This window comes from Bacillus infantis NRRL B-14911, from assembly GCF_000473245.1.
In the GTDB taxonomy this organism is placed as follows: Bacteria; Bacillota; Bacilli; order Bacillales; family Cytobacillaceae; genus Bacillus_AB; species Bacillus_AB infantis.
The window spans coordinates 3,156,980-3,182,447 of record NC_022524.1 but is presented as its reverse complement, the minus strand read 5'-3'; the positions used below and the strand labels follow the sequence as shown (position 1 = coordinate 3,182,447).

Below are 25,468 nucleotides of genomic sequence, written 5' to 3'. Positions count from 1 at the left end.
CGAAAGGACATCAAAGCAATGGATGAACGCAGGAAAGTCATACTGATTACAGATGGCGATGAGTATGCAAGAAGGACTGCCGAGCATGTAGCGAAGGATATTGGCGGCAGATGCATCTCTATGTCCCACGGGAATCCATCTGTTTTGTCAGGACCTGATATCGTGAAGATGATCAAGAAAGCCCCCAATGACCCTGTACTTGTCATGTTTGATGACTCCGGCTATGTCGGCGAAGGGCTTGGTGAAACGGCCCTTAAATATGTGGCAAGGCATGAAGACATTGAGGTGCTCGGTGTAATAGCAGTTGCTTCAAAAACAAGGCAGGCGGAATGGACGCATGTGGATGTATGTGTCGACAGGTACGGTGAGCTTACTCCGTATGGTGTTGACAAGCTTGGTGTCCCTGAAATGGAAATTGGAAAAATGAACGGGGATACAGTCTACTGCCTCGACGAATTGGATGTCCCGCTGATTGTCGGAATCGGCGATATCGGCAAGATGTCACGAAGAGATCATTATGAAAAAGGCTCTCCCATCACCAAAAAGGCAGTGGAACTCATTCTGGAAAGGAGCGGATTTTATGGCGGAAACTAAAAAGAAAAACAAAACCTCTATTTCAGAATCACCCGGCAGAAACGAAGACTTCATGAAAGAGCGCATCGGGCTTGGCGTCAGCTTTGACCTGGGTGTCAGGAAGCTGCAGATCCTGAAGAAAGAAATCCAGATTTATTATGTAAATGGATTATGCGATACTTCTTTTATCACCCAAATCCTTGAAGAGCTCGTGGAAATCAATGATCACGAGAAACTGTCCTCAAATGTTTTCAATATCGTGAAAAACCGCATTGTCAATCAGTCGGTGCAGCCGATTGAAACAATGGACGAACTGGTTGACCAGGTGCTGTCCGGCCTGATTGTTATACTGGTTGAAGGGGAGACGACGGGACTTGTTGTCGATGTCAGAAGCTATCCCGGCAGAACACCGGAGGAGCCCGATACAGAGAAAGTTGTGCGGGGGTCAAGGGATGGATATGTAGAAAATATTATTGTTAATACCGCCCTGACCAGAAGGCGGATCAGGGATGAGCGGCTCCGCTTTGAAATCATGCGGATAGGGGAGCGCTCGAAAACCGATATAGCGATTGCTTATATTAAGGATGTCGCCAGTACAGATCTGATTGAAGTGGTCAGGCAGGAAATTCAATCGATTGATATCGACGGACTGACAATGGCGGATAAAACGGTTGAAGAATTTCTCTTAAAGCAAGGCTATAATCCATATCCGCTCGTCCGTTATACAGAAAGGGCCGATGTAGGTGCAACCCATCTGCTGGAAGGGCATGTCCTGATTTTCGTTGATACGTCGCCAAGTGTGATCATCACGCCGACAACCTTTTTCCACCATCTGCAGCATGCTGAGGAATACAGACAGTCGCCGGCAGTCGGCACATTCATCCGCTGGATCCGCTTCATCGGAGTGCTCGCCTCACTATTCCTGCTGCCATTATGGTTCTTATTTACTCTGGAGCCGCAATTGCTGCCGGATGCCATCAAGTTCATCGGCCCGAATGAGAAGACAAATATACCTATTGTCATACAAATCTTCTTGGCGGATATTGGCATTGAGTTCCTGAGGATTGCTGCCATCCATACGCCCACACCTCTTTCAACGGCAATGGGATTGATAGCAGCCGTCCTGATCGGACAAATTGCCATCGATGTCGGGCTGTTTGTGCCGGAGGTCATTCTCTATGTGGCTGTTGCTTCTATAGGAACCTTTTCAACCCCAAGCTATGAACTCAGTATAGCCAATAAGATGGCAAGGCTTGCCATGCTGATTGCCGTGGCACTCTTCCATACACCGGGCTTCATTATCAGCATAACAGTGTTCATCCTCCTCCTGGCAAGCATCAGGTCGCTGAACACGCCATATTTATGGCCGCTGCTGCCTTTCAGCCCGAAAGCATTTCTGCAGATCCTGATCAGAAGGTCTGTCCCGGGGTCTAAGATCAGGCCAAGCATCGTCCATGCGAAAAACCGCTTCAAACAGCCGGCTAAAAATTGAATATTATGCTAATATCAATTGCAGTTTTCCGGCAATTATGGTAAGTTTTTAACTAAATAAAGGACTAAAGAAGCTGAAATAGACAGTTCAGAAACGGGGACTGTCTATTTTATATAGCATGGAATTATTCGGGGCTGTAAAAAAGCGGCCGCGGCAGTCTATAATAAGAGTAACAGTATAGAGGGAATGAGGGAGTAAGCATGTTTTTTCATGGGACAGCAAGAGTAAATGGACAATCTCATTTGGAAATCGGCGGAATGGATACCGTTGAATTGGCAAAGCAATTCGGGACACCGGTTTATGTATATGATGTGGCACTGATTCGCGAAAGGGCAAGAGGCTTCAGGCAGACATTCGAAGAACTGGGGGTGAAATCCCAGGTTGCTTATGCGAGCAAAGCATTTTCATCCATTGCCATGATTCAGCTGGCTGAAGAAGAAGGCCTGTCGCTTGATGTGGTTTCAGGAGGAGAGCTGTATACCGCTCTGGCGGCTGAATTCCCTGTGGAAAGGATCCACTTCCATGGCAATAATAAGAGCAGGGAAGAACTGGAGATGGCTCTTCACTATGGAGTCGGATGCATCGTTGTAGACAATTTCGATGAGCTGGAACTGCTTAAGTCAGTTTGCGAAAACAAAAACACGAAAACCAAGATTCTGCTGCGTGTGACACCGGGAATCGAGGCGCACACCCACGATTATATCCTGACAGGGCAGGAGGATTCCAAATTCGGCTTTGATCTGCAAAATGGACAGGCCGAAGCTGCGCTCAAGCAGGCCATATCAACTCCATGGCTGGAAACACTCGGCATTCACTGCCATATCGGATCACAAATCTTTGAAACGACCGGCTTCATTCTTGCGGCCGAGAAAATATTTGAAAAACTGTCAATCTGGAAAAAAGAGCTTGCCTATGAACCGGCTGTGCTGAATCTGGGCGGAGGCTTTGGCATCCGCTATACAGATGAAGACGCGCCGATTGCGGCTTCAAAATATGTCGAAGAAATCATCAGCGAAGTGAAAAAGCTGGCCGGCAGCTACCAGATGGAAATGCCGGAAATTTGGATTGAACCAGGCCGTTCGCTTGTCGGCGATGCCGGGACAACACTCTATAAGACAGGCTCAAGAAAGGATGTCCCGAATGTCCGCCATTACCTGGCGGTGGACGGAGGCATGAGCGATAATATCCGTCCGGCCCTTTATCAGGCCAAATACGAAGCTGTGCTTGCCAACCGGCCGCTGGAGAAAGCGGAAGAAACGGTCTCCATTGCCGGCAAATGCTGCGAGTCAGGCGATATGCTGATATGGGACCTGCCTTTGCCGAAAGCAGAGCGGGAAGACCTTCTGGCTGTATTTTGTACAGGAGCCTACGGATATTCCATGGCCAACAACTATAACCGAATCCCGCGGCCGCCGGTTGTATTCGTAGAAAATGGAGAGGCGCGCCTTGTCGTCAAACGAGAAAGCTTCGAAGACTTGATCAGGCTTGACCTGCCTCTTCAGGAGAAAATCAAGAACTAGAAAAAAGCAGCCGGACGGCTGCTTTTTTGAGCTGTGCTGTTAAGCACCTCTATTTTACTATGAGAAGAATGCTTTAACAGCATCGATGGCACTTGAGAAAAAGCGTTTCAGGCTGTCCAGGAAGCCCTGGCCTTCTTCACTTTCAAGATACTTGGTGATTTTGTCCTTTGCTTTATCAAGCTGATCTCCGACCTGATTCCAGTCAATGTTCAGATCCTTCAGTTTGTTGAACAGGTCGATCAGGCTTTGCATTTCTTTATCTGTCAGGGTGATGCCAAGGTCCTTTGCCGCGTTTTCGATGATGTTCTGGAGCTCTTCGTCGGTGGCAGGTTTATTTTTGCTGATTTCTTCTTTGATTTTTGCTATTAGAGCAGCGGCATTCTCATTCCCGACCGAATCGCCAAGCTTGGCCGTTTCTACCATTTCTTCATTTGCTGCCTGCTTGACTTCTTCAGGTATCGTCTCATCTGCTGAGATCTCATATGCTTTTATAATTCCGGTCAGGGCGGCTGTCCCGGATACAGGCGATGGTGCGGTTATATATATTTCAGCATCTTTTACACCAGCAGTTATCAGAGCATTGATATACATTTCGTCTGTTACCCAGTTGATGTTCTTCGTTTCAACTTCAAGTCCTGATCCGGATTTCGCGATCGTTGTCGCTGAAGAAGAAATGGCTCTTGTGCCGATGAGTGCTTTGCTGATATAGCTGCCCAGATATTGATGTTCCTCTTCATTTGAGACAGTGATGGTCATGGCGTCCTTTGGCGCTTCCATCTCTGCAAGCAGGACGTTTTTCTGTTCTTCGGAAAGGTTTTCGCCAAGGGTGACGATCATATCTCCTTCGGCCATGTCTGCTGAAGCTCCCGCTGGCAGAATCAGCATCAGAGCAAGGGCAAGCAGCATTATATTTTTGCATCGTTTAAGCATAATGTTCCTCCTAATCTTGTATACGCAGGCTGGACTCTATATTAATAGACGTACATAATGATATAAAAGTTTCGGAAAAAATTCATCCCCCTGCAGCCAATAGTCCCTATTTTCCCGGCGGGATAGATAAAAAAACGCATTTAGTGTAGAATAAAAAAGGAGTTTGGCGATTGGAGGCAAGTGTATACGATGAAAAAAAATAACTGGCTGCTTTTCTCTTTTTTCCTGGCCATCGGGCTGATTTGGGGATTCATCTATTGGCTGGTCATTGTGCCTGGATCCTGATTCGATTTGATTGCTGTCCTGCTTAAATTTTTGTATCATAGTAATGATTAATGGAACCTGCAACAAAAATGCTTTCTTACATATCATATACTAGCCGCCATATAGTTTAGACAATGGCTTATTGGGAAAAGATAGTTTGGAAATGTTTTATTTAATGAGGGATAATTATGCTAATTCGATATAAAAAGACATTCGAAAAGATTGCCATGGGCTTATTATCATTTATGCCAAATGAAAAGGATCTGAAAAGGCTGCAGCAGACCATGAAGCAGTATGAGTCGGACGACGGCTGGCAGCTGTTCCTATGGAAGCAGGATGATATAACAGGGCTGATCGGGGTTTCTTTCATGGACGGCCCTGCAATGGAAATACAGCATATTTCCGTAAGTCCTTCACATCGCCAGCAGGGCATCGGAAAAGCAATGGTCAAGGCTTTGAGGGATCTGTACCCTGACAGGAAGCTCGTCAGCAATGAAAATACAGAACCGTTTGTAGACAAGTGCACGGATGAAGAATGCTGAAAAGGCAGAGAACCTGGTTCTCTGCCTTTTATTATTCGGTATCATTGCGGGCGTCCCATGCAGCTTTCCGCTCAAGGATGACATCAGTCCGGTCTCTCATCGAATGCCGGTGAATGAGCATTCTGTCAGAAAGATCGCTTGGGCTCCCCCAGACAAGGCCAAGGGATTCTGCCGTTCTTATGCATAGGCTGGCAAGCTCATGATCAGCCAGTGGAATGAAGGGACTCGAGTAAGGTTCTCCTTTTGCAATTCCCTCCAATCTGCCGCTGATCAGCAGCGTGAATTCCCGGGCGCTGATTCCAAGCTCCTTCAGCTGGAGGGGGACCTTGTCCAAAATAGATCGGGATTTCCGCAGCGTCCGTTCAGCGCCTTTGAAGTTGCCGCGGCGATGATGATAGGCGGAAACTGCGAACAGAATGAGCCCTACCCAAACAGAGTCCTTATTCCGCGGGTCTGCTTCTTTCCAGTATTCTTCAAGCACTTCATGGCATTCGAAATAATCTCGGTCTGCATGGAAATGGACAAGATACTGTATATATTCTTCAGGATACATATTGACCTCCCTTTTGCCCTGGTGACTGACATTTTGCACTTATTTTATCATATTCCGGCTTGAAGCGGTGCTGGGGACAAATGAATCAAGAAGAAAGCCCGGCTCATGCCGGGCCTTCAGTCTATAGTTTTAGAAGCACCATGATGCTCCCACAATGATCAGCAGAATGAACAATACCACTATTAGGGCGAAGCCGCCTCCGTAACCGTAACCTGCACCTGCATCTGACATATCACCGATACCTCCTATATAGTCTGCGTTTTTCTTTACAAATTCATCTTATGCGGGAATGGGCCATAACGTATGGGCGCCTGGAAAAAAAGCTCGGAGAGAAGGAATTTCGTTCCCCGGCTTTCTGGAAGTTTGTCTGTATTTTTCTATTGGATATCAGAATGGAATCCTCTATACTAGTAATAGCCATTTACAGCCGGGAACCTGCCTGTGTTTGGCGCAGCATCAGGCAAAATTCAAAATTAGAAATTATGGTGGAAATATGCAGTATAATGTGAAGATTGACGCGTTTGAAGGGCCTCTTGACCTGCTTCTTCATTTAATTAATCGCCTTGAAATAGATATTTACGATATTCCTGTAGCAGAGATTACTGAACAGTATCTTATTTATATACATACAATGAAAGAGCTCGAACTTGACGTTGCGAGTGAATTTCTTGTCATGGCGGCGACCCTGCTTGCCATTAAAAGCAAAATGCTCCTTCCAAAGCATGAGGAAGAGCAGCTGGATGAGTTTGATATGGAGGAAGGGGAAGAAGACCCCCGTGATGAGCTTGTTGAAAGACTTGTAGAATATAAGAAGTATAAAGAAGCTGCAGCTGAGCTCAAAACGAAAGAGCAGGAGCGCGGGCTGATGTTTACAAAACCTCCAAGCGATTTATCGGATTATGCAAAAGACGTGCAGCCTGAAAAGGCAGACTTGAATGTGTCGCTGTATGACGTGCTTGGGGCATTCCAGAAGCTGATGCGGAGAAAGAAGCTCCAAAAGCCGGTCACCGCAAAGGTGGCAAGGCAGGAAATACCTATTGAGAAGCGGATGGATGAAATCCTTGATCAGCTTCAGCGGGCAAGGGTGAAGACAAGCTTTTACGATTTGTTTCCTTCCGATGAAAAGGAACATCTTGTCGTCAGTTTCCTCGCAGTGCTGGAACTGATGAAGAGGAAACAAATCGAGCTGAACCAGGAACATAATTTTGCAGAGATTTTTGTATCTGCAAAGGAGGATCAATAAAAGTTTTGGACATCGTAAATTGGAAAGGGATAACAGAGAGCCTGCTCTTTGCAGCAGGAGATGAAGGATTATCCTTGAAGCAGATCGCTGAGGTGCTTGAGATGGACGAAAGCCAGGCGGAAACCATTTTGCAGGAGCTTATCCAGTCCTGCGAGGATGACTACACGAGAGGCATTACAGTGGCCCAATTTGCCGGCACCTATCAGCTGGTCACAAAGAAGGAGAACTCAGATTATCTTAAGAAATTGGTGGAGACCCCCGGGACAGGCTCCCTGTCACAGGCAGCATTGGAAACCCTTGCCATCATCGCATACAAACAGCCGATCACAAGGGTGGAAATAGAAGAAATCAGAGGTGTAAAAACAGAGAGGCCGCTTCATACATTGGCCGCCAAAGCTTTGATAAAAGAAGCCGGAAGGGCAGAAGGGGCGGGCAGGGCCTATTTATATGCCACTACAAAGGAATTTCTTGATTACTTTGGTTTAAAAAGTATAGACGAGCTTCCTCCGTTGACAGAAAATGATGAGGATGAATATGCAGGGGATGAGGCAGATTTATTTTTCGAAAAGTTTCAGGAAACCTTAGATAATTGATTTTTCTGACACATTCCTGCGGCCTATATGATAAAATATAGCTAGATTGTCCGAAGCTCACTGTTAGCATCGTGCTTTATATCATTTAGCTGTGCCTGCTGCCACAGCAGTGCATGAGCCGGGGAGTGTCTGGATTGTTTATAAAGCAGTGCAAAGGGTATGAATTGGAGGAAGAAATGCCGAACACTTCCGAGGATTTCTTCAACAGGAGCGAGGTGGTGTATATGGAGGAAGGGCAGGAGAAGACCCTCCATGTACTATATATACGCTACTTCGAAGAATCCATGGAAAGCTTCACGCCATTTGGCTCGGACCCTGTGTTCAAGGCAGGCGGCAGGGAAGTGGCTTTCAAGGATTTAGTGGCGCTTGCGTGTTTGCTGAAAAAAACGGGATTACGGGACAGAAAAAGAGTATACATAAATAACAAAGCTGAATTTGAGTCCTATTTTGACAAACTGGATTTCGGCAAATTAAGGGAGGTTTTCAATGGCGTAGAAGAGGAGAAAGGTTTTCAAATCGCTTCGCCTCTTGATTTCTTCAATCATCAGCAAGCTTAACGAAAGCTGCTTGCTGAAGCCTGGCCAGGATTCAAAATAAGGAAGTCCAATACATTAAGAGGCTGCCAGGAAGCCGTCTGAAATGGCAAGGATGGCAAGCCGGTCGAAGCAAGAAAAAGCATGGCATCAGCCTGCAATCTGAAGGGGTGTAACAATGGCGAACACAATCGTTAAATCGCAGACAGAAGAAGTGAAAAAATTCCTGGGAAATACTGTTTCAGAATTGGAAGCATATTTAAATGAAACAACACTATCCGGCCTCATAAAGGAAAAGGACGGAGACCGGAATTATTATAAAATGGTTTTGGGAAATCTGAGAAAGTTGCTTGTTTTCTGTGAGGAAGGCCTTGATGCCTGCAGTGTACTGCTGAAAAATGAGCCTTTCCCAAAGCCTGCGGCCGAAAAGACGCTTTACCGTATTTATCATCAGTGCATTGACGAATTCTTCTCGCCGAAAAATGATGCATGGTTCGAAAACAGCCGTTCCGCTTATACCGGGAAAAACTCCATTAAGTTTCAGGGAGGGGTCCCTGAAAGCATGAAGGGAATCTTTGACAGCCTGGAGAGTGAGTTCCAAAGGATCCGGGAAGAGCTTGAATATTATGAAACAGATTACCGGACAAAAATGATTCAATCCAAATAGAACAAAGGCTGCCGACAAGGCGGCTTTTTTTATAGTTAAGGGATTTATAAAGTGGAAGACTTGTGGATGATTTTCATTTCTTGATCCACGTCCAGCAGCTGAGCCGAGGTCATATGCCAAACCACCCAACAAGAAAGAATGCCTTTCGGGGTGTTCGTCTTATGCTAATTGGGGGTGGTCAAGGCGCTTGCGCTTTTGTCTATTTATGAAGGCCGCCGGAAGTGGACATGTACAAATTTCGCCTGGGATAAGCAAATATTTTAACATCATACATATCATTGGAAAAGGAGGAAGACAGATAGGAGGGGAAGGATGAGCAAGTTTCACGATTATATCAAGGATGTATTCAATTGGAATGAGGAAATGAAGAGATTCCTGGAATCGGAGGATGTGGAGAAAGACGCAGAACTATGGGTAAAACTGGATAAATTCTCGGGAGTGATTGAAAAGCTTGACGGCCAGCTTGATATAGAGGAGCTGAATGCGCTCCAGTCCCGTGTAGATGAACTTCATAACGATGTTGAACAGTATTTTTCCAGAAGGCAGCCGGTCGGCCATATTTACATCAATGAACCTTTTATTCCGGCAGGCGGCCATTCCCTTCCGCCGCTGCCATATGGCTATGACAGCCTAGAACCATATATAGCAGAAGAAATCATGAGGCTTCATCACACGAAGCACCATCAGTCTTATGTTGATGGACTGAACCGTGCTGAGGAAATGCTTAAAAAGGCACGGCAAGATGGCGATTTTAAACTTGTTAAGCATTGGTCGAGAGAGCTGGCATTCCATGGCTCCGGCCATTACCTCCATACTATTTTTTGGAATAATATGAGCCCCTCTGGGGGAGGGAAGCCATCTGGTGCCCTGCTGGGAGAGATAGAAAAGTATTTTGGAAGCTTTGAACAGTTCAAGAAGCATTTTTCTGAAGCTGCCAAACAGGTGGAAGGCGTCGGCTGGGCAATCCTTGTCTGGTCACCGCGTTCAAGGCATCTTGAAATCCTTCAATCGGAAAGGCATATGCTGCTTACCCAGTGGGATACGATCCCGATTCTTGCCCTTGATGTCTGGGAGCATGCCTACTATCTGCAGTATAAAAATAACCGCGCCGATTATGTGAATAACTGGTGGAATATTGTGAACTGGAAAGATGCAGAGGAACGCTTCCAAAAAGCAAGCCAGCTGAAATGGAAGCCTTTTTAGAGGTATGGGGATGGCAGCAGCCATTCCTTTTTTTATTGGGAAGGCAGAGATGCCGATATATGGATTATAAGAATGGAGACACCCGCCGCTTTTCATTTTTAGTCATAAGCTGTCCCGACTCGCATAAACTTGTACAAACATATTAGGAGACGGGGTTTTGGAGAATGAACAGATTGTTTAGATGGATGCTATTATCCTGCATAGCAGCTGTCCTGGCAGCGAATCTGCCTGCAAAGGTACAAGCTGCCTATTCGGCCAGCTCAGGCAGCGCCATACTGATGGAGCAAAGCACCGGGAGGATCCTGTATGAGAAGGATGCTTATACGAAGAAAAGGATTGCAAGCATAACGAAGATTATGACAGCCATCCTTGCCATTGAATCCGGGAAGCTGGATACAAAGGCCAAGGTGAGTGAAAAGGCTGTACGGGCTGAAGGATCATCTATTTATCTGCAGCCGGGAGAAAAAATTCTATTGGAGGACCTGGTTTACGGACTTATGCTCAGGTCGGGGAATGACTCGGCGGTGGCAATTGCCGAACATGTCGGGGGAAGCCTTGAAGGGTTTGTATACTTAATGAACAAAAAAGCTGAAGAAATCGGCATGATAAATACCCATTTTGCCAATCCGCACGGGCTCGATGACCATGAGGAACACTATTCTACCGCGTATGATATGGCAGTCCTGACCAGATATGCCATGAACAATGAAACATACAGGAAAATAGCAGGGACGAAAATGCATCGGGCGCCGAACCCGAATGAAAGCTGGGACAGAGTCTGGAAAAATAAGAACCGCCTCCTCACCGAAATGTATGAATATTGCACAGGGGGAAAAACAGGTTATACAAAACGTGCCAAAAGGACGCTGGTTACCACTGCCTCAAAGGATGGTCTGGACCTGATTGCGGTTACGCTGAATGGCCCGGATGACTGGAACGACCATATCGGCATGTATGAGAGCGGGTTCAAGGAATATTCGCTCAAAAAAGTTGTTGAACAAGGCGGGATCAGGGAGCTGGAGGATACTGCCTATGAAAAAAAAGCCTTTTTGAAGACAGACTACAGCTATCCTGCCTCTGAAAATGAAAAAGACCTTTTCCGTGTCGAATATAAGATGCTGAAGCCTTCGGGAAGCTGGAAGGAAGATAAGGATTTTCCCGATGTGGTCGGAAGGGCCATTGTTTACTTTGAGAACAAGCAAGTGAAAAGTCTGCCGATTTACTATGAAAAAGAGCCCCAGAAAGAAGAAAAATCTTTTTTGGATTTCTTTAAGAGCATCTTTATGACAATTGCTGGAGTTAAAACAGATGGTTAATATTATTTGGGTTGCGATGACCGTGATCGGGATTGTTTTTGCCATTTTCAATGGCACAATGGCTGAAGTGAATGAAGCGGTCTTCAGCGGGGCGAAAGAAGCGGTCACCCTTTGCATCGGGCTCATCAGCATCCTTGTCTTCTGGCTGGGGATGATGAGGATTGCCGAAGACGCAGGACTGCTGAAAAAATTGGCTTTTCTTTTCAGGCCGGTAGTGACAAGGCTTTTTCCTGATGTTCCTAAGGACCACCCGGCAATGGGGTACATCTTATCGAATATGATGGCGAATATGTTCGGGCTGGGCAATGCGGCCACGCCACTTGGAATAAAGGCAATGGAGCAGCTTAAAGCGCTGAATGGCGGAAAAACCGAGGCGAGCAGGTCGATGATCACCTTCCTGGCCATCAATACCTCAAGCCTGACACTCATCCCGACAACGGTGATTGCCATCAGAATGAACTATCACTCTGCCTCTCCTACTGAAATTGTCGGGCCGACCTTGATTGCCACCTTTTGCTCAACACTCGGGGCAATCCTGATCGACAGGTACTTTTATTACAGACGAACCCGTAAAGGATGAGCGCGAATGGAAATTGTCTCTTTAATCTCATTATGGTTTATCCCGGTGCTGATTGGATTTATCCTGCTGTACGGTACTTATAAAAAAGTCCCTACATATGAGAGCTTTGTGGATGGCGGCAAGGAAGGAATCAAGATTGCTGTTTCCATCATCCCTTTTTTAGTCGGGATGCTGGTGGCCATTACTGTCTTCAGGGCTTCAGGGGCACTTGAATTCATGATGGGTTTTATCAGGCCGGCAATGGAAGCGGTCGGGGTCCCTCCCGAAATCGCCCCGCTCGCCATCATCAGGCCGATATCAGGCACTGCGGCCCTTGGCATGACAAGTGACCTGATTGCTGCCCATGGGCCGGATTCTTTTATCGGAAGGCTCGCCTCCACGCTCCAGGGAAGCACAGATACGACCTTTTATGTGCTGACAGTCTACTTTGGGGCTGTAGGCATTAAAAAAATGGGGGATGCGCTGAAGGTGGGCCTCCTGGCCGACCTTGTCGGCTTTATTGCAGCGATAGCAGTTGTCATGCTTGTATTCGGATAAGAAAGGGAAGGGCGCCGAAAAACGGCGTCCTTTTTGTGGTTCCATGGAGGACCTGTTCCGCTTTCGGCATACTTTTAACATCGGCTGCTTTGAAAATAGGCCGGTTTGTGTCATAATTCATTAGATGGACAAAAGATTGCCATAAGTATTTTATTGAGGTGACATAAATGGAAAGGCTTCAAAAAGTGATTGCCCATGCAGGGGTTGCATCGAGACGAAAAGCGGAGCAGCTGATTGCAGAGGGACATGTAAAAGTAAATGGGAAAGTTGTAAAAGAACTTGGACTGAAAGTTTCTTCTTCAGACAGGGTGGAAGTGGACGGAATCCCGGTTGAAAGGGAAGAGCCTGTGTATATCCTTCTGTATAAGCCCAGAGGGGTTATTTCAAGTGTGACGGATGAAAAGGGAAGGAAGGTCGTAACTGATCTCCTGCCTCAGATCAAGGAGAGGGTCTACCCTGTCGGCAGGCTTGATTTCGACACTTCGGGCCTCCTGCTGATGACCAATGACGGAGAATTTGCCAATCTGCTCATGCATCCGAAAAACGAAGTGGAAAAGGTATATGTGGCGAAGATCAAAGGAATACCAGCCAGGGAAAAACTGAAAAGCCTTGAAAGGGGTGTCCGCCTGGAGGATGGCAAAACAGCTCCGGCAAGAGTCAAGGTGCTTTCAATTGACAAACAAAAGAATACAGCCATCGTTGAACTGGTCATCCATGAAGGAAGGAACCGCCAGGTCAGAAGGATGCTGGAGGCCATCGGGCACCCGGTCATGAAGCTCAAAAGGGAGCGATACGGCTTTCTTACTCTGCAGGGATTGAGCGCAGGTGATGCGAGGGAGCTTACAGCCCATGAGGTAAAACAGCTCAGGACTCTTGCGAGCAGTGCCGGCAAAAAGAAAAATTCATAGAAGTTTCACAGTTGGAAGGCTTTGTTAACAACAGTGCGATAATGAATAAGGTATAATGATAGACAGTTGCCCGGGGGAGCGCTCATACCTGCACGCAAAGGATTGTATGCGGATTCTTGCAGGGTGCTGCAGCTCCATCCAAGGGCTAAGAAGCAGCATGAACATCAGGGAGGTACTTATGAAAAAACGGCGTCTCGTTATGAGAACAGTCATTTTGCTTGTTCTGGGTGCTGCCGTTGCATACACTCTATACGCAAGCATAACGAAAGATGATATCAGAAAAGTTGCAGTCGGGGAAAAAGCCCCTGATTTTGCTTTGGTGGACATGGATGGGGAAAAGCACAGGCTTTCAGATTATGAAGGACAGGGTGTTTTCCTGAACTTCTGGGGAACCTGGTGCAAGCCTTGTGAAAAGGAAATGCCTTATATGAATAACCAGTACAAACAGTTCACGGACGAGGGCGTCCAGGTGCTGGCTGTAAATGTAGGCGAATCTGATTTTGCCGTCAAGAAGTTTGCTGAAAGATATGGACTCGCATTCCCGATTGTCAATGACAAGGATGGTCAGGTGCAGAATGCTTACGCCATCGATCCCCTTCCCGCCACATTCCTGATCAATCCGGAGGGCGAAGTGGTGAAGATCCATACCGGCCAATTGACAGAAGATACGATCCGCACCTTCATGGAGCAGATCCAACCTAAGTAACAGGGAGTTTTTAGGATGAAAGAAGTTAAATGCGAATGCGGGCATCTCAATCCGCATGGGACCATTCTTTGTGAATCCTGCGGAAAGGTGCTCGAGGAGCAGGCGAAAGACAAAAAGCTGATCGATATGAGATATGAAGGGACAGCGCGGCGCTCACAAACCTATAATAAGACATTTGTGGACAAAATCTGGAATTTCTTTTCCTCTGTCAAAGTCGGCGTGTGGATCATCGTACTCACCCTTATTGCATCGGCAATGGGGACAATCCTCCCGCAGGAAATGTATATCCCCCCGACCATGCCTGCTGCCGAATATTATGAAGACCAGTACGGATGGTTCGGGAAGCTGTATTATGAACTTGGCTTCCATAATCTCTACAGCTCATGGTGGTATTTAATCCTGATTGCTTCCCTCGGCGTTTCTTTGGTCATTGCCAGCCTTGACCGGGCAGTCCCTTTATACCGGGCTTTAAAGACCCAGCGTGTTACAAGGCATGAAGGCTATTTAAAGCGCCAGAGGCTTTTTGGGATTTCAAAGACTGATAATGTTGACGGGCAGTATGAAGTGATCAAGGAAAAGCTGAAGGCAAGAAAATACAATATCCGTGAAGAAAACGGCAATGTCCTTGCTGAAAAAGGCCGCTTCTCCCGCTGGGGCCCCTATGTCAACCATGTCGGCCTGATCATTTTCCTGATTGGAGGCATGCTCCGCTTTGTTCCCGGAATGTACGTGGATAAAGTGCTGTGGATCAGGGAGGGCGAAACGAAGGTAATCCCTGAAACAAAGGGAGAATATTATCTTTCCAATGAGGCATTCACTCTAGAAGTCTATGATAAAGAAACTGACAAAGAAGTCTTTAATGATGCGATTGACAGGGCAGGCACCGTCGCTAAGAATTATCAATCTGATGTGACCTTGTACCGGAAACAGGGTGAAACCGTTACCGGTGAAACCCATGACCTTGAAAAGGTAAAGAATTATAGCATCAAGGTTAATGAGCCGCTGAAGTTCGAGTCGTTTGCACTATATCAGGTAGATTATAAGCTGAACGAACTGAACAAAATGTCATTTTCCCTGACAAATAAAGAATCAGGGGAGACATTCGGCGATTTGACGGTTGATCTGTATGATCCCAAGACTGAATATAAGCTGAATGAAGGCTATTCAGTAGAAGTTGTCAGCTATTTCCCGGACTTTGAATTCGATGAAAATGGAGACCCGACAACCAAATCACGCATCCCGAATAATCCGGCATTTGTTTTCAAAATGTTTACACCGGATAAGCCGGACGGTGAAGTCAGCTTTGTGGCCATTCAGCAGACAATCGAGCCCATGGGGGACAATGAATATAAACTGGCCTTCCAGGGCGTCGAGACAAAGGATGTTTCAGGCCTGACAGTGCGCAAGGATCTGACTCTTTGGATACTGGCTCTCGGAGGGGCGATCTTCATGATCGGCGTCATCCAGGGCGCCTACTGGAACCACCGCCGTATCTGGCTGCGCCGCTTCGATGGTGAAGTGTGGGTTGCCGGCCATACAAATAAGAACTGGCATGGCCTGAAGAGGGAGATTGAGCTCGCCCTTGAAGATACAGGCATCAGCGTGCCTGAAGACCAGATGGAAAATGATAAAACTGATAAACTGGAAAAATCAGAAAAGGAGGGGCAATAATTGTGGTAGCACTGAGCGGAAATTTATTATACACTGCTTTTATTTTATACTTAATTGCCACATTATTTTTTGGCGGAAGCATAAGGGATAAAAAACATGGCGCCGGCCAAAAGTCTCCAAACAGATGGGCAAAGATTGCCATTATCGTGACCATTGCCGGGTTCGCAGCCCAGCTGGGTTATTTTATTACCCGCTGGGTCGCCTCCGGCCATGCTCCTGTGAGCAATCTTTTTGAATTTATGACATTCTTCGGGATGTCCCTTGTTGGAGCATTCATCATCATTTACTTTTTATACAGAACACCGATGCTTGGTGTGTTTACCATGCCGGTCGCGCTGCTTGTCATCGCTTATGCCAGCATGTTTCCGCGCGATATCTCGCCGCTCATCCCTGCTTTGCAGAGTGATTGGCTTTATATCCATGTAACGACTGTTTCTATCGGCGAAGCGATTCTTTCAGTCAGCTTTGCAGCAGGCCTGATCTATCTGGTGAAGGCTGTTGACCAGTCAAAATCCAGCAAACGGACCTTCTGGCTTGAAGCAGTCATGTTCGGACTTATTTGTACTGTAGGTTTCATTGCGGTCTCATCCATTTTCTCAGCGGCGGATTATAAAGCAAGCTTTACATGGATAGACAAAGGGGACCAGGAATCAGTACTTGAATACACCATGCCTGCCATAACGGGCCCTCATGAAGGAACACTTACCACTGACGGCAGATTTGAGCCGCTTGTGGAAATGCCGGCTATCATCAATGCTAAAAAACTGAATACTGTCATATGGTCGATCGGGGCAGGACTCATCCTTTACGGATTGCTCAGGCTAATCCTCCGCAAGAGGATTGCTGCAAGCATCCAGCCGCTGGTCCGCAACATCAAACTGGACCTTGTGGATGAAATCGGATACCGTTCAGTCTTGATAGGATTCCCGGTATTTACGCTGGGAGGGCTTATCTTTGCGATGATCTGGGCACAAATTGCCTGGACGAGATTCTGGGGCTGGGACCCGAAAGAGGTATGGGCGCTTGTCACATTCCTGTTCTACGCTGCTTTCCTTCATCTCCGGCTGTCCAAGGGCTGGCATGGAGAAAAATCGGCATGGCTCGCAGTCATCGGGTTTGCCATCATTATGTTTAACCTGGTTGCAGTCAATCTTGTCATTGCAGGTCTGCACTCATACGCGGGATCCTGACAATAATTCCATAAAGCCTTCACGATTTCTATGTGGAGGCTTTTTTTAAAATATAGACATTTGCGGCATTCCGGCTGCCCAGGGGACCCCTCGCAGCTGATCTATTAAAGGAGGATTTTATATGGAAAGAGAAACCAAAATCCTGGTAGTGGACGATGAGGTAAGAATCAGGCGGCTTTTAAAGATGTACCTGGAGAGGGAGAACTATGTGATTGAAGAAGCCGGTGACGGCAGCGAGGCTCTGGAGAAGGCTTTTGAAACTGATTATGATGTTATCCTGCTGGACTTGATGATGCCGGGCAAGGATGGGATCGAAGTATGCCGTGAGCTCAGGGAAAGAAAGGCGACGCCTGTCATCATGCTGACAGCGAAGGGCGAGGAAGTGAACCGGGTCCAGGGCTTTGAAGCAGGGACAGATGATTATATCGTCAAGCCGTTCAGCCCGCGGGAGGTTGTCCTCCGGGTAAAGGCACTTCTGCGCCGGTCCAGCACGACGAGCTACCTGCAGACTGAAACTGCTGCAAAAGATGTAATCGTATTCCGGCATTTAACCATCGATAATGATGCCCACCGGGTAATTGCAGACGGTAAAGAGGTCAGCCTGACTCCCAAGGAATATGAGCTCCTGTATTTCCTTGCAAAATCTCCAGATAAGGTTTTCGACCGCGAGCAGCTGCTTAAGGAAGTCTGGCAGTATGAATTTTTCGGAGATTTAAGGACAGTTGACACACATGTGAAAAGGCTGAGGGAAAAGCTGAATAAAGTATCTGAGCAGGCAGCGCGGATGATCGTTACGGTCTGGGGCGTCGGCTACAAATTCGAGGTTGTTAATGAATGATGTTTTGGCGCAGTGTAGTAGGCAAGCTTTGGATCACAATCATTTTTCTGGTGGCCTTTGTCCTTTTTACCCTTACGGTACTCCTTCTTGAGTTTTTCGAGAACAACCAGATCAATGAGATTGAAAAAGGGCTGACCAAAACGGCCAACAAGATCTCCGTGATTCTCAAGGAGCATGACCTTGATGTGGGGCTGGAGATTTCCTGGGAACTGGTCGATGACGTGACCAATATTGCTATCATCAAGAGCGATGAAGAGTATTACCATTCACCTGACAAAGGAGAGCCGATCGAGCTCCCCCGCGAATTCTTCATGGAAGATAAAGGGCTGGCCGAGGCTTTTTCCGGACGGTCAGTCAAGAAGGTATATCCATACCCGGCCAGCGGTAATTCTGAGGAGGATTCACGCATCCTGATCATCGGTGTGCCGTATGTTGACGATGGGGACACCGGAGCTGTATTTATATACCAGTCTCTTGAAGAAATGCAGAAAACGACAAGATCAACCACTAAGTTCATTATTCTTGCTGCAGGAATCGCCATTATCCTGACCACCATCTTTGCATTCTTCCTATCAACAAGAATCACAGCGCCGCTCCGAAAAATGAGGGAGGCGGCTTTTGAAGTGGCGAAGGGCAAGTTTGATACGAAGGTCCCTATTCTCACCCATGATGAAATCGGAGAGCTGGCAACCGCTTTTAATCAGATGGGCAGGCAGCTGAAATTCAATATCAATGCTCTGAGCCAGGAAAAAGAGCAGCTTGCAAGTATATTGAGCGGAATGGCGGACGGTGTGATCACCTTCAGCCGCGACGGGACCATCCTTGTCACCAACCCTCCTGCTGAGCGCTTCATCCAGAACTGGTATTATGAGCAGGGGGAAGAGAGTACGAATATTGAAGCAGTCCCTTCAGAAGTAATGAAGCTGTTTCAGCGCGCCGTCGATACGGGAAAAGAGCAGATAGGCGAAATGCCGATCCAGGGAAGAATCTGGGTCATCATCGTCAGCCCTTTGTATAACAATACTTTTATCCGCGGAGCGGTTGCCGTTCTGCGTGATATGACAGAGGAAAGGCAGCTGGATAAGCTGAGAAAAGACTTTATTGCCAATGTCTCCCATGAGCTCAGGACGCCAATCGCCATGATGCAGGGGTACAGTGAAGCGATTGTGGATGACATTGCAGGGACAGATGAAGAGAAAAAGGAAATGGCAAGCGTCATTTATGACGAGTCACTTAGGATGGGCAGGCTGGTCAATGAACTGCTTGACCTGGCAAGGATGGAAGCGGGCCACATACAGCTTACCCTGGACAGAGTCGAACTGAAGCCATATATCAGCAGGATTGCAAGGAAATTTCAAGGGCTTTCCAAAGAGAAGATTATCAAGCTCGAAAGCGAATTCAGCATAACAGAAGATGATTTTGTTTTTGATCCTGACAGAATTGAACAGGTGCTGACCAATCTGATTGACAATGCCATCCGGCACACACCTGAAGACGGGTCTGTCAAAATAACGGTAAAGTCAGAAGAAAAAGGCCTGATGGTCGAGGTTTCTGATTCCGGATCCGGTATACCGGAGGAGGATCTTCCGTTTGTTTTTGAACGATTCTATAAGGCAGATAAAGCAAGGACAAGAGGAAGGTCAGGGACAGGTCTCGGTCTTGCAATCGCAAAAAATATCATTGACGCCCACAAAGGGCAGATTTCTGTACAAAGCAAACTGCAGCAGGGAACGACATTTTCCTTTGTCATTCCTCGAAATATTGAATAAAAGACAGGAAAATGCCGTTTATTCTTGATTCACAAGAAACATATACACCATATAAAGCATCATTCATCAAAAGAGGAAGCAGCTGGAAGGGAATACACAAAAAGTCCCTTCCTTTTTTTTCTGAGAAATACTATATTTATAGATGTAACTTTTTGTACATAAACTGCGACTAATTTATGAACGGGGAGGGAAGACCTATGGACTCCGTTTTTGATGACTTATATACCAATTATCATCAGGACGTTTTTCAATTCCTATTTTATATGGTGAAGAGCAAAGAGCTGGCCGAGGATCTGGTGCAGGAAGTATATATCCGTGTCCTTAAATCCTATGACCGGTTTGAAGGAAAAAGCAGCGAGAAAACCTGGTTATTCTCTATTGCCCGTAATGTTGCAATCGATTCTTTCCGGAAGCAGAAAGGTTGGAAACAGAGGATACTGGAAAAGTTCGACTGGACGGAGCAGCAGATCAGGGACGACAGCCCTGTACCGGAAGATATCGCTATGCAGCGCGAAGAAATCCAGATGATCTACCGCTGCCTTGACTTATGCACAGTCGACCAGAAGATGGTGATTATTATGAGATATATCCAGGAGCTGTCTATTTCGGAAACGGCCGAAGCCCTCCATTGGACCGAAAGCAAGGTGAAGACAACCCAGCATAGGGCTCTGAAGGTATTGAAGGGCCATATGGAGACTTTATTGATAAAGGAGGGAAGAGATGGTGAAAAAATCAGAGTGGAACGATGAACAGCTTGAGAGGCTGCTCCGGCAGCTTCCAAAGATACAGGATGAGCGGGCCCCACAGGAAATCTACCAGAATGTATCCCGCCGGATGCGGAAGCGGAGACGCACATTCTGGGTCATTCCTGCAGCGGCAGCTGCTGCGGCTGTCCTTCTTCTCTTTATCCTGATTCCGGGCATGACCGGTCAGCAGTTTCAGGAATCTGCAGATCAGGCAACAGAAAACAAAGGCGACCAGGCTTCTTCAGGAATTGAACCTTCTGAACAGAAAGAAAACAGCTATGAGACTGCCCAAAAAAGTGAAGACACCAGCGAAGGGGAGGCAGGGGTCCAAAATGATTCTGAGGCAGAGCCGTCAGAAACAGAAGTGCAGGAGGATGACGGGAAAGCGGGGCTGGCTTCTTTTGCGGAAGAAGAAAGCGACTACCGGACCGCTTTATATGAAGAAGATGTTCAGGGGCAGACGATCCTTACCTATGCCATCCCTGATGCAAATATACAGACACTAGTGCCTGTAAGCGTCCTTGCTGCACCGGAGGAAGGCAAGACAGAATTTGATTTATATAAAGAAACTATGGAAAAGCTGACGGAGGAAGAATGGGGGCTGGGCGAAGCTTATCCGATCCCGGAAACTGAGCTGTATTATGATCAGGAAACTGAAACTTTGACAGCAGACCTGACAAAGGAAGCAGACTTAAACGGCTCTGCTAAAGAAGTCTTGTTCAACAGTATTTTAACGAATAATATTGATTCGCTTCATGCAAAATCAGTCCTTTTGACAACAGAGGGAGAACCAGGAGTAGAATACCCTCACACAGGAGTGGTAGAAAGTCTTCCCGTTGCAGATGACAAAGGAAATCATGCTTATTACTTTTTATACACTAATCCTCAATCTCCCCCATTCATTGTGCCTGGAGAAGAAAGCTACGGCTCAATACAGGAAGCAATCGAGGCAATGAAACTGAACAAAGACACGCTTGGGCTGGAGCCGTCTATCCCAAGCGATATGAATATAAAAAGCGAAACAGAGTCCGAAGGCGAAGGCGAAGGCAGTGAGCTCACACTGACCCTGGAAGAAGGCACTAAGCTTGAGGATAATGCTGTTTCGTCGTATACCATCGAAGCGATCCTTCTGATGGCCAAAGGATTCAATTACAGTACAGTAAAGCTGGATAATGCCGAGATTGAAGAAGTAGGAAGCTTCCAGCTGCAGGAAGCATTGAATGTTCCGGCAGCGCCGAACTTGCGGCAGCTCCCATAATTTTAAAATATATGCGAAGAACAGGGATCGGCCCATAGGCTGAACCCTGTTTTTATTTTTGAAAAATAACAAATTAAATTTTCTTCTTTGATTACGGTCTATCAGCTTCCCCTGCCTTTGCATTTTCCTAAATAACCTTAATATTCTTTCATGTATAAAACCGCCTGATGTAATTGCATAATAATGGCTGTGTTTTCTCCCGGGAAATCGTGCAGGAATAATAAGATTTCCGGACACGGAGGTTCTAATATAGGACATGCTGTCATACGGTGGGAAAGTAAAGCTGAAATGGCAAGGAGGATCATATGAGAGATTATATAAGAAGGTTTTTAATAGCATGGCTTGTGCTGGTATTCATTAGCCTGCTTTTCATCGGCGGCAGGCAGCCGCAGGCTTCAGAACTGCATGATGAAGTGTTTGCTTCAGGCTGGCAATGGCCGGCAGATGGTGTCCTGTCAGATTGCTTTGGCACCCGGAATGGCGCACACAAAGGAATTGATATCGCTTCAGCCCCCGGTACACCGGTTTATGCAGCAGAGGAGGGCATTGTGACCAGATCCTATTATTCTGATTCTTATGGGAATGTAATATTTATTAAGCATCAGAATGGCACTGAGACCGTTTATGCCCATCTCCAGGAGAGAAAGGCAGCAGAAGGGGAAAAGGTGCTGCAGGGCCAGACAATCGGCACTATGGGCAATACAGGGGATTCCTCTGGTGTCCATCTTCATTTCGAAGTACATATATCAGAATGGACATACGATAAGCAGAACGCTGTCGATCCATTCCTTGCACTAGGAGAAACTGAGATCGGTTCGGCCGTCAGTTCAGTGCAGCCTGCAGAAGGTTCCAATACTATTGAAACGGCCAGCCTGCTGCTAGCAGATGATAATGGACAGCCCTTCGCCGCTGCAGGCAGAAATGACGAAAGTGCCGGGAGGAAAGGTACAGCAGCCAGTGAAACAATGAAAAATTCCATTCTTAAGCCTCCAGCAGTGCCCGCTGCCGAGGCGCGTGAGCATAGGCTCAGGCTGCGGCAGCTGATGATTGCTTCCAGGAGCCATGAGAAGGGCAAAGAAGCAGCTGCACCAGTATATGAAGTGAAAACCGGAGATACTTTGTATTCTATATCATCCAAATTGGGGACCACAGTATCACAGCTTAAAAAAGCAAACAGTCTGGCAGATGACATCATTCATCCCGGAGATATTCTTTCTGCCGGATAATTCACAGAATAGATTGAAGCCTGTACTCTCCCGAAGTATAATGAATAAAATTGGGGAGGGGATACTTTGCTTACCGATTACCATAATCACCTGGAAAAAGGCACTTTGACGCTTGATTATTTAAAACAATTTACAGACAAAGCCGAGGAAAAAGGAATTGCCCACTTCGGCATTTCCGAGCATGCCTACCATTTCTATCAGACTGCAGATATACTGAGGAATCCATGGGTAGATGAAAGGCGCTATTATGATATGAATGATTATACTGCGCTTTTCAGGGAGGCCTGGAACAGCGGCATTGATGTGAAGATGTCGATCGAAATGGACTATACCCCGGGAAAGCATGATGAAATGCGCCGGTTTATCACGGGCTATGACTTTGATTACATAATTGGGTCTATCCATTGGATCGGGGATTTTGGGATTGACCTTTCAGAATACAGGCATGAATGGGACAAAAGGGATCTGTATGAAGTATACCGAGCCTATTTTGACCAGGTCGTCACCCTTGCCCAGTCCAATCTCTTCGATATCATCGGCCATATCGATTTAGTGAAAATATTTAAATATGTACCGCAGGATGAAGACTTCCTGCTGGAGCAGTATGAAAGGGCTGTAAATGCCCTTGCTGAATCAAAAACCTGTGTCGAAATCAGTACAGCCGGGCTGAGGAAGCCTGTAGGGGAGCTTTACCCGGATCCGAGGCTCTTAAGGAAATGCTATGAGAAAAACATTCCGATTGTCCTGTCATCCGATGCCCACTTTCCGAAGGATGTAGGCGCCGATTTTGATCAGGCGCTCCTGCTGGCAAGAGAAGCGGGTTATGAGAAAATCATGACCTTTTCCAAGGGAGAAAGGGTTGAGCATCCGATCGGCTGAAGAGGAAAAAGAAGATGGCGGTTTCCGCCATCTTCTTCTTTTTGTACTGCTATAGAGATATATTCCTGATCGAAACGATATCTTCCTGGCCTTCAAGCAATTTGAACGAGCTTTCTCCAAGAGGTTTATCAAATGATAAAACCATGATGGCTTCACCGCCGGCCTCTTTCCTCCCTACCTGCATGGCGGCGATATTGATGGAATGGTCGCCCAGCACCTTTCCTACCCGCCCGATTACCCCTGGACGGTCCATATGCTGAATATAAAGAAGTTCTCCCTCGGGAAGGAAGTCAATATTGAATCCATTCAGGAATACGATGCGGGGCCCGTAATTTTCAATGAATGTCCCTCTGACAATAAATTCGCTTTTATCGTTTCTCGCTGCAACGGAGATGCAGTTCGCATAGCCGAATCCTGACACTGATATCTTTTCACCGATTGTTATGCCGCGTTCTTTTGCAGTTAAAAGCGCGTTCACTTCGTTCACGTGAATATCTATGCGGTTCTTGAAAAAACCTGATAATAAGGCTTTTGTCAGATAAGAAGTTTCCAGCTCTGTGACAGTCCCGGAATAGGTGATGGAAATTTCCTGGACCCCTTCAGTCACGCACTGTGAAAGAATCAGGCCGATTTGCTTGGAAAGCTGGTGGAAAGGCTGTATTTTATCATAGATCTCCTTCGACATCGCCGGAAGATTGATGCTGTTGGAGACAGGCTTATTTTCCAGAAAAAGCCGGACTTCCTCGGCTACCTGTGTTGCGACATTCAGCTGTGCCTCCCTTGTTGAAGCGCCGAGATGAGGGGTTACAATCACATTGTCAAACCTGAGGAGCGGATTATCGAAAGGAGGCTCCTCTTCAAAAACATCAAGGGCAGCACCTGCAATATGCCCGTTCCTGATATATTCTGCAAGATCCTTTTCATTGATGATCCCGCCGCGGGCGCAATTAAGGAAATAAACGCCTTTTTTGGTCAATTCTATTTTTTTGGCGTCAATCAGGCCCTTTGTCTGAGGGGTCAGTGGAGTATGGACAGTGATAATATCCGCTTTTTTCAGCACTTCCTCGAGAGGAAGGCTTTCAACGGCAAGCTTGGCAGCCCGTTCTTTCGTCAAGAAAGGATCATAAACAGAAATGGACATGCCAAAGGCCTTAGCGCGCTTGGCCAGCTCAGAACCAATCCTGCCCATGCCGACAATGCCCAGTGTCTTTCCGAACAGCTCATTCCCGATGAAGCTATTTCTGTTCCATTCCAGATTTTTGACGGTCCGGTGGGCCTGGGGGATATTTCTCATCAAAGAAGCCATCATTGCAAAAGTGTGCTCTGCAGTGGAAATGGTATTTCCATCAGGGGCATTGACCACCACGATCCCTCTTTTAGTAGCCTCAGCAACGTCAATATTGTCGACCCCGACACCAGCTCTTGCAATAATTTGGAGTCTTGGCATTTTATCGAGCAGTTCACAGTCCACTGTTGTGGCGCTCCTGACCAAAAGGGCATCTATATTTTCCAGATCTGCTTCAGGGTCATCTGTCTTTTTTTGTATCAGCCGGGCATTCTCCATCTCAGTGAGAGGAAGCAATCCTGCTCCGCTGATTGAATCTGCAACAAGAATTTGAAACATAGCCAATCCACCTGCTTTATAATAATTTTCTGATAATTTTACAAGACGAACAATTTTCTGTCAATGAGGCAAAACGTTCTTGTTTGGATGTAAACGCTTTATTATAA

The 25,468-nt window shown here is 46.6% G+C and carries 26 protein-coding genes; 22 read left to right on the top strand and 4 right to left on the bottom strand.

Translation table 11 applies throughout. The features are described from left to right. Positions 1-18: 18 nt before the first annotated feature. The 3 genes from N288_RS16130 to lysA all read left to right on the top strand — a co-directional run bounded on the left by N288_RS16130 (position 19) and on the right by lysA (position 3,585). Positions 19-594, top strand: coding sequence for a stage V sporulation protein AE (locus tag N288_RS16130; protein WP_009794764.1), 576 nt, complete (start codon positions 19-21; stop codon positions 592-594). Next, positions 581-2,065: a spore germination protein gene (locus N288_RS16125; RefSeq protein ID WP_009794765.1), complete on the top strand. Its 1,485-nt coding sequence runs from the start codon at positions 581-583 to the stop codon at positions 2,063-2,065. The genes N288_RS16130 and N288_RS16125 overlap by 14 nt, the downstream gene beginning before the upstream one ends. Positions 2,066-2,265: 200 nt before the next feature. After that, on the top strand, positions 2,266-3,585 hold the full coding sequence (gene lysA, locus N288_RS16120) for a diaminopimelate decarboxylase (RefSeq protein WP_009794766.1): 1,320 nt from the start codon (positions 2,266-2,268) through the stop codon (positions 3,583-3,585). Between the two features lie 57 nt (positions 3,586-3,642). Here the strand turns inward: lysA and N288_RS16115 are convergent, their stop codons facing one another. Continuing rightward, the gene (locus N288_RS16115; protein WP_022544157.1) at positions 3,643-4,515 is read right to left on the bottom strand and encodes a DUF1002 domain-containing protein; all 873 of its coding nucleotides are present in this window, start codon (positions 4,513-4,515) and stop codon (positions 3,643-3,645) included. Positions 4,516-4,967: 452 nt separating this feature from the next. Here N288_RS16115 and N288_RS16110 point away from each other — a divergent pair, with 452 nt between their 5' ends. Continuing rightward, positions 4,968-5,321 (top strand): GNAT family N-acetyltransferase, encoded by a 354-nt coding sequence (locus N288_RS16110; RefSeq protein WP_009794769.1) that lies wholly within the window; start codon positions 4,968-4,970, stop codon positions 5,319-5,321. A 31-nt stretch (positions 5,322-5,352) separates the two neighbouring features. Here the strand turns inward: N288_RS16110 and N288_RS16105 are convergent, their stop codons facing one another. Beyond that, positions 5,353-5,874 (bottom strand): DUF309 domain-containing protein, encoded by a 522-nt coding sequence (locus N288_RS16105; RefSeq protein ID WP_022544156.1) that lies wholly within the window; start codon positions 5,872-5,874, stop codon positions 5,353-5,355. A gap of 129 nt (positions 5,875-6,003) precedes the next feature. Further along, a complete protein-coding gene (locus tag N288_RS24790; protein WP_022544155.1) occupies positions 6,004-6,105 on the bottom strand; it encodes a YjcZ family sporulation protein in 102 nt (33 codons plus the stop codon). Between the two features lie 262 nt (positions 6,106-6,367). On the opposite strand from N288_RS24790, the gene N288_RS16100 reads away from it, so the two are divergent. The 18 genes from N288_RS16100 (at position 6,368) to N288_RS16015 (ending at position 23,737) form a co-directional block, all read left to right on the top strand. Continuing rightward, positions 6,368-7,117 (top strand): segregation/condensation protein A, encoded by a 750-nt coding sequence (locus N288_RS16100; protein WP_009794772.1) that lies wholly within the window; start codon positions 6,368-6,370, stop codon positions 7,115-7,117. 5 nt (positions 7,118-7,122) lie between these two features. Continuing rightward, positions 7,123-7,710, top strand: a complete 588-nt coding sequence (gene scpB, locus N288_RS16095) for an SMC-Scp complex subunit ScpB (protein WP_009794773.1) — start codon at positions 7,123-7,125, stop codon at positions 7,708-7,710. 134 nt (positions 7,711-7,844) lie between these two features. Next, entirely contained in the window at positions 7,845-8,267 is a 423-nt protein-coding gene (locus N288_RS16090) for a hypothetical protein (RefSeq protein ID WP_022544154.1), read from the top strand. Between the two features lie 154 nt (positions 8,268-8,421). Further along, entirely contained in the window at positions 8,422-8,910 is a 489-nt protein-coding gene (locus N288_RS16085; RefSeq protein ID WP_009794776.1) for a YpuI family protein, read from the top strand. Positions 8,911-9,222: 312 nt separating this feature from the next. Then, complete coding sequence (locus N288_RS16080; protein ID WP_009794778.1) at positions 9,223-10,113, top strand: superoxide dismutase; 891 nt, start codon at positions 9,223-9,225, stop codon at positions 10,111-10,113. Between the two features lie 164 nt (positions 10,114-10,277). Next, positions 10,278-11,429 carry a D-alanyl-D-alanine carboxypeptidase family protein gene (locus tag N288_RS16075; RefSeq protein ID WP_050767313.1) on the top strand — a complete coding sequence of 384 codons (1,152 nt, stop codon included), beginning with the start codon at positions 10,278-10,280 and terminating at the stop codon, positions 11,427-11,429. Further along, on the top strand, positions 11,422-12,009 hold the full coding sequence (locus tag N288_RS16070) for a nucleoside recognition domain-containing protein (protein WP_009794781.1): 588 nt from the start codon (positions 11,422-11,424) through the stop codon (positions 12,007-12,009). The genes N288_RS16075 and N288_RS16070 overlap by 8 nt, the downstream gene beginning before the upstream one ends. Positions 12,010-12,015: 6 nt before the next feature. Beyond that, positions 12,016-12,546 carry a spore maturation protein gene (locus N288_RS16065; RefSeq protein WP_009794782.1) on the top strand — a complete coding sequence of 177 codons (531 nt, stop codon included), beginning with the start codon at positions 12,016-12,018 and terminating at the stop codon, positions 12,544-12,546. A 167-nt stretch (positions 12,547-12,713) separates the two neighbouring features. After that, positions 12,714-13,454, top strand: a complete 741-nt coding sequence (locus N288_RS16060) for a pseudouridine synthase (protein ID WP_022544152.1) — start codon at positions 12,714-12,716, stop codon at positions 13,452-13,454. Positions 13,455-13,632: 178 nt separating this feature from the next. Then, positions 13,633-14,160 (top strand): thiol-disulfide oxidoreductase ResA, encoded by a 528-nt coding sequence (gene resA, locus N288_RS16055; RefSeq protein WP_022544151.1) that lies wholly within the window; start codon positions 13,633-13,635, stop codon positions 14,158-14,160. A gap of 15 nt (positions 14,161-14,175) precedes the next feature. Beyond that, positions 14,176-15,831, top strand: a complete 1,656-nt coding sequence (gene resB / locus N288_RS16050; protein WP_009794786.1) for a cytochrome c biogenesis protein ResB — start codon at positions 14,176-14,178, stop codon at positions 15,829-15,831. A gap of 2 nt (positions 15,832-15,833) precedes the next feature. Beyond that, the gene (ccsB, locus tag N288_RS16045) at positions 15,834-17,021 is read left to right on the top strand and encodes a c-type cytochrome biogenesis protein CcsB (protein ID WP_009794787.1); all 1,188 of its coding nucleotides are present in this window, start codon (positions 15,834-15,836) and stop codon (positions 17,019-17,021) included. Positions 17,022-17,142: 121 nt separating this feature from the next. After that, positions 17,143-17,859 carry a response regulator transcription factor gene (locus N288_RS16040; RefSeq protein ID WP_009794788.1) on the top strand — a complete coding sequence of 239 codons (717 nt, stop codon included), beginning with the start codon at positions 17,143-17,145 and terminating at the stop codon, positions 17,857-17,859. Further along, complete coding sequence (locus N288_RS16035) at positions 17,856-19,628, top strand: ATP-binding protein (protein WP_009794789.1); 1,773 nt, start codon at positions 17,856-17,858, stop codon at positions 19,626-19,628. Before N288_RS16040 ends, N288_RS16035 begins: the two co-directional genes overlap by 4 nt. 197 nt (positions 19,629-19,825) lie before the next feature. Further along, the gene (gene sigX, locus N288_RS16030; RefSeq protein WP_022544150.1) at positions 19,826-20,377 is read left to right on the top strand and encodes an RNA polymerase sigma factor SigX; all 552 of its coding nucleotides are present in this window, start codon (positions 19,826-19,828) and stop codon (positions 20,375-20,377) included. After that, positions 20,349-21,632, top strand: a complete 1,284-nt coding sequence (locus tag N288_RS16025) for a hypothetical protein (protein ID WP_009794791.1) — start codon at positions 20,349-20,351, stop codon at positions 21,630-21,632. Before sigX ends, N288_RS16025 begins: the two co-directional genes overlap by 29 nt. Positions 21,633-21,937: 305 nt before the next feature. Beyond that, positions 21,938-22,858 (top strand): peptidoglycan DD-metalloendopeptidase family protein, encoded by a 921-nt coding sequence (locus N288_RS16020; RefSeq protein ID WP_009794793.1) that lies wholly within the window; start codon positions 21,938-21,940, stop codon positions 22,856-22,858. A gap of 66 nt (positions 22,859-22,924) precedes the next feature. After that, a complete protein-coding gene (locus tag N288_RS16015) occupies positions 22,925-23,737 on the top strand; it encodes a histidinol-phosphatase (protein WP_009794794.1) in 813 nt (270 codons plus the stop codon). Between the two features lie 49 nt (positions 23,738-23,786). Here N288_RS16015 and serA read toward each other — a convergent pair whose 3' ends face one another. Further along, positions 23,787-25,361 carry a phosphoglycerate dehydrogenase gene (gene serA, locus N288_RS16010; protein ID WP_009794795.1) on the bottom strand — a complete coding sequence of 525 codons (1,575 nt, stop codon included), beginning with the start codon at positions 25,359-25,361 and terminating at the stop codon, positions 23,787-23,789. Between the last annotated feature and the right edge of the window lie 107 nt (positions 25,362-25,468).